This window comes from Pseudomonas sp. LAIL14HWK12:I10 (assembly GCF_900184205.1).
GTDB lineage: Bacteria > Pseudomonadota > Gammaproteobacteria > Pseudomonadales > Pseudomonadaceae > Aquipseudomonas > Aquipseudomonas kermanshahensis.
Map to the genome: position 1 here is coordinate 203374 of NZ_FXWU01000003.1, position 14017 is coordinate 217390.

Below are 14017 nucleotides of genomic sequence, written 5' to 3' on the forward strand. Positions count from 1 at the left end.
TACCAAGCCGCCTGCGTCCGGCAAGCCATCCGGGTTTTACGCATTGCCCGGTAGGAGCAGCCTTGTGCTGCGAAGAGGCCGGTGATAGCAACGAAGATTGACTGTGCCTGTACCCGCCTCTTCGCAGCGCAAGGCTGCTCCTACACAGATTGGGGGCGCAGCGCTATTGCATATGGGCCTGCAGCGCTTGCTGGTCGGCATGGTAGGAGGACCGCACCAGCGGCCCGGACGCCACGTTCTTGAAGCCCATCGCCAAGGCCCGTTCGGCAAACCAGGCGAAGGTGTCCGGGTGCACGAAGCGCTGCACCGGCAGGTGGCTGCGCGACGGTTGCAGGTATTGCCCCAGGGTCAGCATGTCGACCTGGTGCTCGCGCATGCGCTGCATCACCTCGATCACTTCTTCATCGGTTTCACCCAGGCCCAGCATCAGCCCGGATTTGGTCGGTACGCTGGGCACACGTCGTTTGAAATTCTCCAGCAGGTCCAGCGACCACTCGAAGTCCGAGCCCGGCCGCGCCGCCTTGTACAGGCGCGGCACGGTTTCCAGGTTGTGGTTGAACACGTCCGGCGGCTCCTGCGCGGTGATGGCCAGGGCCACGTCCATGCGCCCGCGGTAGTCCGGCACCAGGGTCTCCAGCTTGACGCCCGGCGACAGCGTGCGGATTTCACGCAGGCAGTCGACGAAGTGCTGGGCGCCGCCGTCGCGCAGGTCATCGCGGTCCACCGAGGTGATCACCACGTACTTCAGGCGCAGGTCGGCAATGGCAATCGCCAGGTTCTTCGGCTCATCGGCATCCAGCGGTTTCGGCCGCCCGTGGCCGACGTCGCAGAATGGGCAACGGCGGGTGCAGATGTCACCCATGATCATGAAGGTCGCCGTGCCACCGGAGAAGCACTCGCCCAGGTTCGGGCATGAGGCTTCTTCGCAAACACTGTGCAGCTTGTGCTTGCGCAGCAGCGCCTTGACCCGTGCGACCTCGGATGACGTGGCAATGCCCACGCGAATCCAGTCAGGTTTGCGCGGCACCTCCTCGGTGGGCAGGATCTTCACCGGGATGCGCGCCACCTTGTCGGCGCCGCGCAGTTTCACACCGGCTTGCAGGGGCTGCGGGCGCGTGGCGGCAGGCAGGGTCTGGTTCATGTTCATGCTCCGGCAATGAAGGCTTCAGCCACGGTAATATCGTTGCGTCACAAAGGGTGTGCGTACCACCTGCATCGGCACCCGCTTGCCTCGCACCAAGGCGAAGACTTCGGTTTCCAATGCCGCGTGCGCACTGTGCACGTACCCCATCGCCAACGGCCCGCCCAGGCTGGGGCCGAAACCGCCGCTGGTGACGCGGCCGACTTCCTGGTCGTTGGCATCGACGATCAGCGCCCCTTCGCGCACCGGTACACGCGCTTTGGGCATCAGGCCCACCCGTTTACTGGCCACGCCCTCGCGTTGCTGGGCAAAGAGGCGTTCGGCCCCCGGAAAACCGCCGGCCCGCACGCCCTCGGCACGTCGAGCCTTGGAGATCGCCCAGGTCAGGCTGGCCTCGATAGGTGTGCTGCGCGCGTCCATGTCATGGCCGTACAGGCACAGCCCGGCCTCCAGGCGCAGCGAATCGCGGGCGCCCAGGCCGATGGCCTCGACCTCGGGCTCGGCCAGCAGCGTGCGGGCGAGCATTGCCGCCGCCTCGGCCGGCACCGAGATCTCGAAGCCATCCTCACCGGTATAACCCGAGCGGCTGACGTAGCAGTCAACACCCAGCAGCTTCACACGGGCGAACTGCATGAAGGTCATGGCGCCGGCCTGGGACGCCAGGCGCCCCAGCACCTTGGCCGCAGCAGGCCCCTGCAGGGCCAGCAAGGCGTGGCTTTCGAACAGCGATTCCACCTCGCACTGCCCTTCCAGATGCTGCTTGAGGTGCAGCAGGTCCTGGTCCTTGCAGCCAGCGTTAACCACCAGCAACAGTTCGTCACCGCCCAGGTTGGCCACCATCAGGTCGTCGAGGATGCCGCCGTCGTCGTTGGTGAACAGCGCATAACGCTGCATGCCCACCGGCAGGTCGAGAATGTCGACCGGCACCAGCGCCTCCAATGCCTTGGCAGCGCCGGCGCCGCGCAGGCGAATCTGCCCCATGTGCGAAACGTCGAACAGGCCGGCCTGCTCACGGGTATGCAGGTGCTCCTTGAGCACCCCCAGCGGGTATTGCACCGGCATGGCGTAGCCGGCAAAGGGCACCATGCGCGCGCCGAGTTTCAGGTGCAGGTCATGCAGTGGTGTTTGTTTGAGTTGTTCTGTGGACATGAACGATTCCCCGTAGTCGATTCAGGCGCGATAGACCGGATATTCCGCGCACAGCCTGGCCACCGACGCGGCCACCTGGGCCTCGACATCGGCATCGCCAAGGTGGTCGAGGATGTCGCAGACCCAGCCGGCCAGGGCCACGCATTCGGCCACCTTGAAGCCACGGGTGGTGACCGCTGGGGTGCCGATACGCAGGCCCGAGGTCACGAACGGCGACTGCGGGTCGTTCGGTACGGCATTCTTGTTGACGGTGATGTGCGCGCGGCCCAAAGCGGCGTCGGCGTCTTTACCGGTGAGGCCCTGGCGGATCAGGCTGACCAGGAACAGGTGGTTGTCAGTACCGCCGGAAACCACGTCGTAGCCGCGGTCGATGAACACCTGGGCCATGGCCTGGGCGTTTTCGATGACTTGTTGCTGGTAGGCCTTGAAGCCTGGCTCCAGCGCTTCCTTGAAGCACACGGCCTTGGCGGCGATGACGTGCATCAGCGGGCCGCCCTGGGCGCCGGGGAACAAGGCAGCGTTGAGCTTCTTCTCGATTTCTTCGTTGGACTTGGCCAGGATAAGGCCGCCACGTGGGCCGCGCAGGGTCTTGTGGGTGGTGGTGGTGACCACGTCGGCGAACGGGATCGGGTTCGGGTACAGGCCCGCAGCAACCAGGCCGGCAACGTGGGCCATGTCGACGAACAGCAGCGCACCGACCTTGTCGGCGATGGCGCGGAAGCGTGGGAAGTCGAGGGTCTTGGAGTAGGCCGAGAAGCCGGCGACGATCATTTTCGGCGTGTGCTCGACCGCCAGGCGCTCGACTTCGTCGTAGTCGATCAGGCCGGTCTTGGTGTCGATGCCGTATTGAACCGCGTTGTACAGCTTGCCCGAGGACGACACTTTAGCGCCGTGGGTCAGGTGGCCGCCGTGGGCCAGGCTCATGCCCAGGAGGGTGTCACCGGCCTGCAGCAAAGCCAGGTACACCGCGCTGTTGGCCGAGGAACCCGAGTGCGGCTGGACGTTGGCGTAGTCGGCACCGAACAGCTGCTTGGCGCGCTCGATGGCCAACTGTTCAACCACATCGACGTGCTCACACCCCCCGTAGTAACGCTTGCCTGGGTAGCCTTCGGCGTACTTGTTGGTCAGCTCGGTGCCCTGGGCCTGCATCACTTGCGGGCTGGTGTAGTTTTCCGAGGCGATCAGCTCGATGTGGTCTTCCTGGCGTTGTACTTCACGGCTGATGGCCTCCTGCAGCACAGGGTCGAAGTCGGACAGGGTGAGGCTTTTATGGAACATGTGGGTGCTTCCTTATTGTTGGGGGCAGGCAAGGCCCGGACGGGGTCCGGGCCTGGGCAGTCAGGCGTCCTGGTAGACCGACATGGGCGGGCAGGCACAAGCCAGGTTGCGGTCACCGTAGACGTTGTCCACGCGCCCCACCGGCGGCCAATACTTGTTCTCGCGCAGCGTTTGCAACGGGTACACCGCCAGCTCCCGGCCGTAGCGATGGGGCCATTCGCCCACCAATTCACTGGCGGTGTGTGGGGCGTTTTTCAGCGGGTTGTCGAGCGCGTCGAAGGTGCCATTTTCCACGGCGCGGATTTCCTCGCGGATGCAGATCATCGCCTCGCAGAAGCGGTCCAGCTCTTCCTTGGACTCGCTCTCGGTCGGCTCGACCATCAGCGTGCCAGCCACCGGGAACGACATGGTCGGGGCGTGGAAGCCGAAATCGATCAGGCGCTTGGCCACGTCCTCGACGCTGATGCCGCTGCTGTCCTTGAGCGGGCGCAGGTCGAGGATGCACTCGTGGGCGACCAGGCCGTTCTCGCCGGTGTACAACACCGGGTAGTGCTCCTCCAGGCGCCGGGCAATGTAGTTGGCACTCAAAATCGCCAGCTGCGAGGCACGCTTGAGCCCTTCGCCACCCATCATGCGGATGTACATCCAGGTAATCGGCAGGATGCTCGCACTGCCATAAGGCGCTGCGCAGACGGCACCTTGTTTATGTTCCAGGTGCGCGTGGCCAGGCAGGAACGGCGCCAGATGCGCCTTGACCCCGATCGGGCCGACACCGGGGCCACCGCCGCCGTGCGGGATGCAGAAGGTTTTGTGCAGGTTGAGGTGCGACACGTCGCCGCCGAACTTGCCCGGGGCGCAGAGGCCGACCATGGCGTTCATGTTGGCACCGTCCAGGTACACCTGCCCGCCGTGCGCATGGATGATGTCGCAGATGCGGGTGATGCCCTCTTCGAACACCCCGTGGGTCGAGGGGTAGGTGATCATTAGCGCGGCCAGTTGCGCCTGGTGCTGCTCGGCCTTGGCTTGCAGGTCGGCCACATCGACGTTGCCGCGCTCATCGCAATTGACCACCACCACGCGCAGGCCGGCCATCTGCGCCGTGGCCGGGTTGGTGCCGTGGGCGGACGACGGGATCAGGCAAACATCACGGCCCGCTTCGCCACGGCTGGCGTGGTAAGCGCGGATGGCCAGCAGGCCTGCGTATTCCCCTTGCGAGCCGGCGTTGGGCTGCAGCGACATCGCGTCATAACCGGTGGCCTCGCAGAGCATCGCCTGCAATTCGTCCGTCAGTTGCCGATAGCCGAGCGACTGTTCGGCCGGGGCGAACGGGTGCAGGTTGGCGAACTCGGGCCAGGTGATCGGGATCATCTCGCTGGCGGCGTTGAGCTTCATGGTGCACGAGCCCAGCGCGATCATGGTGCGGTCCAGCGCCAGGTCCTTGTCGGCCAAGCTGCGAAGGTAGCGCATCAGTGCTGTTTCAGAATGGTAGCGGTTGAACACCGGGTGCTGCAGGAACGGGGTTTCGCGCAGCAGCTGCACTGGCAAGCAATCGCCACAGCCTTCTGCCAGGGCGACGAAGGCCGGAAGCGCCTGGCCCGGGGCGGCGAACACCTGCCACAAGGCCTCGACACTGGCCTGCTCGCAGGTTTCATCCAGTGACAGGCCGACCCGCTGGGCGTCGATCGGGCGCAGGTTCAGGCCGGCCCCTTGGGCGGCGGCCAGCACATCGGCCGCAGGCCTGGCAGTGACCACGCTGACGGTATCGAAGAAGTGCGCTTGTTCCACTGCGTGCCCGAGCTGCAGCAGCCCTTGCACCAGCACTGCCGTTAACCGGTGCACACGCTGGGCGATCTGCGCCAGGCCTTGAGGGCCGTGATACACCGCGTACATGCTGGCGATGTTGGCCAGCAGTACCTGCGCGGTGCAGATGTTGCTGGTCGCTTTCTCGCGGCGGATGTGTTGCTCGCGGGTCTGCATGGCCAGGCGCAGCGCCGGCTTGCCAAAACGGTCGATGGAGACACCGACCAGGCGGCCGGGCATGTCGCGTTTGAACGCATCGCGCGTGGCAAAGTACGCCGCGTGCGGGCCGCCAAAGCCCAGCGGCACGCCAAAGCGCTGGGCGCTGCCCAGCACCACGTCGGCATCGAACTCGCCCGGCGGGGTCAGCAGGGTCAGCGCCAGCAGATCCGCTGCCACCGCCACCAAAGCGCCGACGGCATGGGCGCGTTGCACCAGGGCCCGGTGATCGGCGATAGCGCCAGTGCTGGCCGGGTACTGCAGCAACAGGCCGAAGTACGCCTCAAGGCCCTGGCCTTCCAGTGCCGCTTCATCACCGATGACCACCTCGATACCCAGCGGCTGGGCACGGGTGCGCAGCACGTCAAGGGTTTGCGGGTGGCAGTGGCGGGAGGCGAAAAAGGCCGGTGCCTTGCTCTTTGCCAGGCGCTTGCAGAAGGTCATGGCTTCGGCCGCAGCGGTGGCCTCGTCGAGCAAGGACGCGTTGGCGATCTGCATACCGGTGAGGTCGCAGACCAAGGTCTGGAAATTGAGCAGCGCTTCCAGGCGGCCTTGGGAAATCTCTGGTTGATACGGCGTGTAGGCGGTGTACCAGGCTGGGTTTTCCAGCAGGTTGCGCAAGATCGGCGTCGGCGTGTGGCACGGGTAGTAGCCTTGCCCGATGTGGTTACGAAACAGCTGATTCTTCGCGGCGATGGCCTTGAGCGCAGCCAGGGCCTCGGCCTCGCCCTGCCCTTTGCTCAGTTCAAGCACGCTGGTGCCTTTGATGCTGCCTGGGATGACGCTGTCGACCAGGGCCTGCAGGGAGCCATGGCCGGTCAGCGCCAGCATCGCCTCGATATCGTGATCACGCGGGCCAATGTGGCGCGCGATGAACTCATTATCCGTGGTCAATGGAAACGGTGCGTTGTGCATGTCGATACCCTGGCTCAGGCGTTGTCGGCCAGGAAGCGGTCGTAGCCGTCCTGGTCCATCAAGGTGTCGAGGTCGGCGAGGTTGGCCACCTGGATACGGAAGAACCAGCCATCCTGCATCGGCGAGGCATTGACCAGTTCCGGGTCGTCGGCCAGGGCCTGGTTGACCGCCACCACCGTACCGTTCAGGGGCATGCTGATGTTGCTGGCGGCCTTCACCGACTCCAGCACTGCGACTTCATTGCCCTCGCCATACTCGCCCGGCTCCGGCAACTGCACGAACACCACGTCCCCCAGCGCCTCCTGGGCATAGGTGGTGATGCCGACGGTCAGTTCGCCAGTCGCTTCCAGACGCAGCCATTCGTGTTCGGGGGTAAAACGCAGCATGCTCATGGATCTTCCTCTCTTGTTATCAGGTAGGTCCCGGTACAGGACTGACAACTACAAGAGCAAGGGCGATGCCAACTTGATTAAATCCTTTTATTTCAATGACTTGAGATACAAATCGGCGCCAATCCAGTCGGCCCAGGCGGAACGAATAAGCTCCAGTGCATCGCCCCGGCAGGCCTGCGTGCCGGGGCGTGCCAATGAACGCGGGGACCTCGCCGAACTGGAGTGCAATCACTCCAGTGGAACGCATTGCCACCAGGGTGCTACGCCCGGGTGGCAATGCCGTATTTGCGCAAGCGCTGGCCGATGGCCGTGTGCGACGTCTGCAAGCGTGCGGCCAGTTGCCGGGTCGAGGGATAGGTTGCATAGAGCTTTTCCAGCAGGGATTTTTCGAACCCCTGCACGGCCGCTTCCAGGCTGATGATTTCGTGTACGTCGGCCTGCTGGCTGCTCAAGGCGGTGCCGGCCAACTCCAGGTCGTCGCAGTCGATCACCTCCCCTTCGCTGATGGCCGCGGCGCGGAAAATCACGTTCTGCAACTGGCGCACGTTACCCGCCCAGCGGTTGCCCAGCAGCAGCGGATGGGTCGCCAGCGCCAACCGGCAGGGCGAGCGCTGTATCTGCGCGCAGGCCTGGCGCAGGAAGTACTCGGCCAGCAGCAGGATGTCCTTGCCTCGCTCGCGCAAGGGCGGCACCTTGAGGTTGAGCACGTTGAGGCGGTAGTACAGGTCTTCGCGAAAGCTGCCTTCGACCACCATGCTTTCGAGGTTGCGGTGAGTGGCACAGACCACCCGCACATTCACCCGCACCTCACCACCACCGCCGACGCGGCGGAAGCTGCCGTCATTGAGAAAGCGCAACAGCTTGGCCTGCAGGTAGGGCGACATCTCCCCCACTTCATCGAGAAACACCGTGCCGCCATCGCCCAGCTCCAGCAGGCCGGGCTTGCCGCCGCGCTGGGCGCCGGTGAATGCGCCAGCGGCGTAGCCGAACAGCTCGCTCTCGGCCAGGCTCTCGGGCAAGGCGGCGCAGTTGAGGGCCAGGAACGACGCATCGCGCCGGGCACTGAGGGCGTGGCAGGCGCGGGCGACCAACTCCTTGCCGGTGCCCGTCTCCCCCTGGATCAGCAGCGGCGCCTCAAGGCCTGCTACCTTGTGCAGGCGCACCTTGAGTTCCTTCAGCGCCGTGGAATCGCCCAGCAGCCCCTCCAGCCCTTCGGTGTGGTCGTGTAGCAACGACGCCAGGCGCTCGCCGATGCGGCTTGGCGGGTACAGGGTAAGCAGGCCGCCCACCAGGGCATCGGCACCGCCGCTGATGGGCGTGGCTTCCAGCAACAACGCCTGGCCCTGGAAGCCGACCTCGCACATGGGCAGGCGAAAGCCCTTGTCGATCAGGGTTTGGGCCAAGTCGGCCTCGGCAAACAGCCGCGACAACGGCTCGCCGGCCGGCTCGCGGCCAATGAGGTTGACCAGGGTGGGGTTGGCCAGCAGCACATGGCCGCCGGGGTCAACCGCCAGCACCGGGTCACTCATCGACGCCAACAGGGCCTCCAGTTGCAGGCGCCGGCGGTGACCAGGCAGGAAGTCGACCAACTCGACCGCCTGCACCCCCACCACGCGCAACAGCGCACCGTAGAGCTCGTCCAGCACGGCCTGTGACAGCGCCGGAGCGTCGATGTAGACGTTGGGCGGGATCATTTCCACCGCGTCCAGGTTGAGGTTGCGCGCCCCTAGCAATGCCAGGATTTCCTGGGTGATGCCGACGCGGTCGATGAAGGTGACGTGGATTCTCATCGTGATTCCCTGGTTGGCGAAACGACAACAGGGAGACAGCGCACCCGGCGCTGTCCCCCTGGTTAGAACGTGAAGGGGCGGTTACTCCGCTTCGAGCGACAACGCGGCGTGCTCCTGTTTTTTCTGGCGAATGGACCGGTAGGACAGGCCCAGCACGGCAAACCATACTGGCACGGCGAACAACGCCATGCGGGTGTCCGCCTCCAGGGCCAGCAGGCCGAGGATGAAAACGAAGAACACCAGGCAGACCCAGCACATGATCGTGCCGCCCGGCATCTTGTATTTCGACGCACGGTGCAGGTGGTCACGCTGTTTGCGGTACGCCAGGTAAGACAGCAGGATGATCGACCAGACGAACATGAACAGCAGGGCCGACACCGTGGTAATCAGCGTGAACGCGTCGAGCATGTTCGGCACCAGGTAGATCACCAGGGCGCCAGCGGTCAGGCAAATACAGGAGAAGATCAGGCCGTTGGAGGGCACTGCACGGCGTGACAACGCGCTGAACCGGCCCGGTGCATCACCCTCCACCGCCAGGCCATAGAGCATGCGGCTGGTCGAGAACACGCCACTGTTGGCCGAAGACGCCGCAGACGTCAGTACCACGAAGTTGATGATCCCCGCTGCAGCAGGCAGCCCGGCCAGCACGAACAGTTCGACGAAGGGGCTCTTGTTGGCCACCACTTCTCGCCACGGGGTCACGGCCATGATGGCAATCAGCGCCAACACGTAGAAGACGATGATGCGCAGCGGGATGGAGTTGATGGCCCGTGGCAGGTTGCGTTCCGGGTTCTTGGTTTCGGCCGCGGTGGTGCCGACCAGTTCGATGCCGACGAAGGCGAACACCGCAATCTGGAAGCCGGCGAAGAAGCCCATGGCGCCGTGGGGGAACATCCCGTCGTCGTTCCACAGGTTGGCCAGCGAGGCGACGTTACCGGTCGGCGACTGATAGGCTGCCGCCACCATGTACACCCCGGTGCAGACCAAGGCGCAGATGGCCACGATCTTGATCATGGCGAACCAGAATTCCAGTTCACCGAACATCTTCACCGTCATCAGGTTGAGCGACAGCAACACACCGACGCAGGCCAGTGCCGGTAACCACAAGGGAATATCCGGGAACCAGAACTGCGAATAGGCGGCGATGGCAATAACGTCGGCTATACCGGTGACGATCCAGCAGAACCAGTAGGTCCACCCGGTAAAGAACCCCGCCCACGGGCCTAAAAGGTCCGCCGAAAAGTCGATGAATGACTTGTACTGCAAGTTGGACAACAACAGTTCGCCCATCGCCCGCATGACGAAAAACAGCATGAAGCCGATGATCATGTAGACGAAGATGATCGAAGGCCCAGCCAGGCTGATGGTCTTGCCAGAGCCCATGAACAGGCCCGTGCCAATGGCGCCGCCGATGGCGATCAACTGGATATGGCGGTTGGACAGGTTACGTTTGAGTTCGTGGGTGTCACCCTCAGGCGGACAGTGACCCTGCGGCAGGTTATTCATTGTTATTTACCTTGCTAGTTTAATTGTTTTTATAACGTCACAAGTTCAACTTTCTAACCGGACATGCGTTGCAACAGCCGGCCGAACGCAAGGGAAAGAGCAAGGACTATGCCAAAGGCTAGAGCCCTTTAACTACGGGGGTCTGTGTGGGTATTAACGTTTATTGCTGTAATGAAGCCACTCCAGGCGGTGGCGGTAAAGGCGCGGTGTACGACACCGAAGCGTCGTATACCGTGCCCTGCCCTGTGCTGTATCGATATCACTACAATGGAGCGCTATCGGTCCAGGTTTATCTGCTTCATCCGCCCCATGGCCAGCGCTGTACCTGTGGGAGCGGGTTTACCCGCGAAAAATCCGACGCGGTGTATGGCACCGGCTTCGCCGGTGTTCGCGGGTAAACCCGCTCCCACAGGGACCGCGTAGGCTCACCCACGCTTGATCACGCACGCACCTCGCGCCGCGGCGCGCGGCTGCGCTGTTGTTCTTCCCACCCGTCCACCAAACCGACCGGCACATCGACCGGCACCAGCGGCTCACGCCCGCGCACCAGGTCGGCGGCACGTTCGGCCAGCATGATGGTCGGCGCGTTGAGGTTGCCATTAGGCTCGCTCGGGAACACCGACGAGTCGATCACCCGCAGCCCCTGCAGGCCATGCACACGCAGCGTCGAATCCACCACTGCCATGTCGTCCTCACCCATGCGGCAAGAACCGCACGGGTGCATGGTGCTTTCCATGTTGGCACGCACGAAGGCATCGATCTGCTCATCGGTCTGCACCTGCGGCCCAGGTGCCAGCTCCTCGCCGCGGAAGCGGTCCATGGCCGGCTGAGCGATGATCTCCCGGGTCAGGCGCACGCAGCGGCGGAAGCCCTCGCGGTCCTCCTCGCTTTGCAAGTAGTTGAAGCGGATTTCCGGGTGCTGGTAAGGGTCGGCCGACAGGGCCCGCACATGGCCGCGGCTCTTGGGCTTGTTCGGCCCGGTCAGCACCATGAAACCGTGGCCCTTGAACGGTTTGTCACCGTCGTAGCGCATGGCCGCCGGCAGGAAATGGAACTGGATGTCCGGCCAACGCAGCCCCTTGGACGAGCGGATAAAACCACCCGCCTCGAAGTGGTTGCTGGCGCCCAGGCCATCCTTGAACAGCAGCCAACGCAGGCCGATCATCGCCTTGCCCAGCAGGCTCATCTTGCCGTTGAGGGTAACGGGCTCCTTGCACGCGTACTGAATGTAGATTTCCGAGTGGTCCTGCAGGTTTTCGCCCACACCCGGCAGGTCGTGCAGCACCTTGATGCCAGCCTTTTTCAGCACCGCCTCTGGGCCGATACCCGAGCGCTGCAACAGGTGCGGCGAGCCGATCGGGCCGGACGATACCAACACCTCGCGGTTGCAATGCACCGTGTGGGTCTGCCCGCCCTCGTCATACTCCACGCCCACTGCGCGCTTGCCGTCGAGCAGGATGCGCCGGGTCATGGCGTGGGTCACCACGGTCAGGTTCGGCCGGTTCATCGCCGGGCGCAGGTAGGCATTGGCGGTGGACCAGCGCACCCCGTCCTTCACAGTCATGTGCATGGCGCCGAAGCCTTCCTGCATGTAGCCATTGCAGTCGGCGGTCTTGATGTAGCCGGCCTCGGCGCCGGCCTCTACCCAGGCACCGTACAGCGGGTTCTGCATGTTGTTGCCGTTGTTGGTGGCCAGCGGCCCTGCACCGCCGCGGTAGTCATCACCACCAAACTTGAAATGCTCGGCGCGCTTGAAGTACGGCAGGCAGTTGCGGTAGCTCCAGTGCTTCGCGCCCAGGCTTTCCCATTCATCGAAGTCGCAGGCATGGCCACGGATGTATACCAGCCCGTTGATCGAGGACGATCCCCCCAGCACTTTGCCCCTCGGGCAGTGCAATCGGCGACCGTCCAGGTGGGCTTCGGCGGCGGTCTCGTAGCGCCAGTTGTACTTCTTGGTATTCATCGGCAACGAGAACGCACTGGGCATCTGGATGAGCACGCTGCGGTCACTGCCGCCGAACTCCAGCACCAGTACCGAGGTGCCGGCATCTTCGGTCAGGCGGTTGGCCAGGACGCAGCCGGCAGAGCCTGCGCCGATGATGATGTAGTCGTATCGTTTTTTCATTGTTCTAGTCCTGTACGCGAAGGCCTGCGGCCTCGATGTTGCGTTCATTGCCCTTGGGGTAGCCGCCCCAGCCCAGGCGTGTGGCCAGCAGGCGGGTCAGGCCGTAATGCACCAGCCCGGCCAGCAGGCAGGACGGCAGCGAGGCGGTGGCGAAGGTGAAGAAATCGGTATGGGCCAAGGTCTGCGGGTTGAACACCACCACGTAGATGGCAAACCCTGCCACCAGCGCCAGCAGCGCGATGGGGTTGAAGCCTTTGCAGAAGCGCAACGGCGAGCCACATTGCTCGGCATACAAATGGCGCAGGTTCAGGCGTTGCTTGCGCAGGAAGAAGTAATCGGCGATGCCGATGCCGGCCAGCGCACTGTTCAGCGCCGACGTCCACACCAAGAAGATGAAGAAGCCGTCGTAGATACCTGGGAGGCACACCACGATGACCACCGGGATGATGCAGAACAGCCCGATCAGCATCCCCCAGCCCAGGCTGCGCAACCGCTCCCCGGCCAATTGACGCAGGCCGATGACGGCTGTGTAAAGGATGTTGACCATGCCCGTCAGGTTGGCCAGGGCCAGGAAGCTCAGGGCGATCACGCCGAAGGTCATGCCGCCGGCCAGCCGCATCCAGGCGGTGGGGTCGCTGCTGCCCAGGGTAGTGGCGGCGAACAGGCTGACCGACTCACCCAGCGACGCGGCGCCGAAGATGCCCACCAGGTTGGGCCAAAACGCCGTACGCTGGTTGCTGCACAGGCGCGACAGGTTGCCGATGTAGGGCCACCAGGAGAACCCCGCAGCGATGTTGATTTCAACCGCGATCATGAAGTTGACGTGCGGGTTTTCGAACGGAGGTTGCAAGGGCGGCATGGCCAGCAGTTCGCCGAAACTGTAGCGGCGGGAGATGAAGTACATCAGCGCCAGCATGATCAGGATCAGACTGGGTGCGATCACCGCGCTGAGGCGGCGGATCATGTCTGGCCCGCGCATGGCCACCAGCGCCGCCAGCACGATGGCCAGCAAGGCCCCAGCGGTCACCAGCCAGTCGTTGCTGTCGGGCTGGCTGTGCTGCACGAGGGTTTCCAGGTTGTCCAGCGCACGCCCGCACATCAGCCCCAGCACCGCCAGCCAACCCATGGTCAGGATCACCACCGAAAGGGTATAGACCAGCCGGCTGCCATTGAGGCCAAACATGCTGCGCAGGAAAGTGAACTGCTCGACGCCGTACTTGCCGCACGGCAGGCAGGTGGACGAGGCCGCGAGCACCACGCCGATGATGTTGCCGATGATGATCGCGGCAATGCCCTGCAAGGGCCCGACGAACAACGCGGTGGCACCGCCGATCAAAAACACCCAGGTGGCCACCGCCAACGCCGAGTTGGCGTAGGCATAACCCCAGAAGCCCCAGACCCGCTCGCCCGGCAGCAAAGGCGTATCGCCGCGTTCGGCGGCCAGGCGAAATTCCTGCTCTCTGGAGCGGCTCATGGCTGGCCCCCCAGGCAATACGCGCCCACCACCATGACCAGGGTCAGCACGGCCAGGGCAACAACATCCGCCGCGCTCAGCGCGCCGGGCCAGTGCGCCCTGCCCTCCAGTTCTTCATAGGCGCGCAGGCGCCGTTCCAGGTCTTGTGCACGCTCGGTATCCACTTGGCTGTTCATTGGCATCACCTCGACGGGTTCTTGTTCTTGAAATTCGATGCGTTCATGTGGCCCG

The 14017-nt window shown here is 64.1% G+C and carries 10 protein-coding genes; all 10 read right to left on the reverse strand.

What is annotated here, in order from left to right; translation table 11 throughout:
• Window positions 1–163: 163 nt before the first annotated feature.
• The 10 genes from lipA to QOS90_RS08065 all read right to left on the reverse strand — a co-directional run bounded on the left by lipA (window position 164) and on the right by QOS90_RS08065 (window position 13962).
• Window positions 164–1141 (reverse strand): lipoyl synthase, encoded by a 978-nt coding sequence (gene lipA, locus QOS90_RS08020; protein ID WP_027596344.1) that lies wholly within the window; start codon window positions 1139–1141, stop codon window positions 164–166.
• Between the two features lie 24 nt (window positions 1142–1165).
• A complete protein-coding gene (gcvT, locus tag QOS90_RS08025; RefSeq protein WP_027596343.1) occupies window positions 1166–2290 on the reverse strand; it encodes a glycine cleavage system aminomethyltransferase GcvT in 1125 nt (374 codons plus the stop codon).
• 21 nt (window positions 2291–2311) lie between these two features.
• On the reverse strand, window positions 2312–3568 hold the full coding sequence (gene glyA, locus QOS90_RS08030; protein ID WP_027596342.1) for a serine hydroxymethyltransferase: 1257 nt from the start codon (window positions 3566–3568) through the stop codon (window positions 2312–2314).
• A gap of 60 nt (window positions 3569–3628) precedes the next feature.
• Window positions 3629–6499: an aminomethyl-transferring glycine dehydrogenase gene (gcvP, locus tag QOS90_RS08035; RefSeq protein WP_027596341.1), complete on the reverse strand. Its 2871-nt coding sequence runs from the start codon at window positions 6497–6499 to the stop codon at window positions 3629–3631.
• Window positions 6500–6513: 14 nt separating this feature from the next.
• Window positions 6514–6891, reverse strand: a complete 378-nt coding sequence (gene gcvH, locus QOS90_RS08040; RefSeq protein WP_027596340.1) for a glycine cleavage system protein GcvH — start codon at window positions 6889–6891, stop codon at window positions 6514–6516.
• A gap of 260 nt (window positions 6892–7151) precedes the next feature.
• Window positions 7152–8681, reverse strand: a complete 1530-nt coding sequence (gene gcsR / locus QOS90_RS08045; RefSeq protein WP_027596339.1) for a transcriptional regulator GcsR — start codon at window positions 8679–8681, stop codon at window positions 7152–7154.
• 81 nt (window positions 8682–8762) lie between these two features.
• Complete coding sequence (gene cycA / locus QOS90_RS08050) at window positions 8763–10187, reverse strand: D-serine/D-alanine/glycine transporter (protein WP_027596338.1); 1425 nt, start codon at window positions 10185–10187, stop codon at window positions 8763–8765.
• 439 nt (window positions 10188–10626) lie between these two features.
• Window positions 10627–12312, reverse strand: a complete 1686-nt coding sequence (betA, locus tag QOS90_RS08055; RefSeq protein ID WP_027596337.1) for a choline dehydrogenase — start codon at window positions 12310–12312, stop codon at window positions 10627–10629.
• A 4-nt stretch (window positions 12313–12316) separates the two neighbouring features.
• Window positions 12317–13786: a cytosine permease gene (locus QOS90_RS08060; protein WP_027596336.1), complete on the reverse strand. Its 1470-nt coding sequence runs from the start codon at window positions 13784–13786 to the stop codon at window positions 12317–12319.
• Complete coding sequence (locus QOS90_RS08065) at window positions 13783–13962, reverse strand: hypothetical protein (RefSeq protein ID WP_027596335.1); 180 nt, start codon at window positions 13960–13962, stop codon at window positions 13783–13785. The genes QOS90_RS08060 and QOS90_RS08065 overlap by 4 nt, the downstream gene beginning before the upstream one ends.
• Window positions 13963–14017 lie beyond the last annotated feature (55 nt).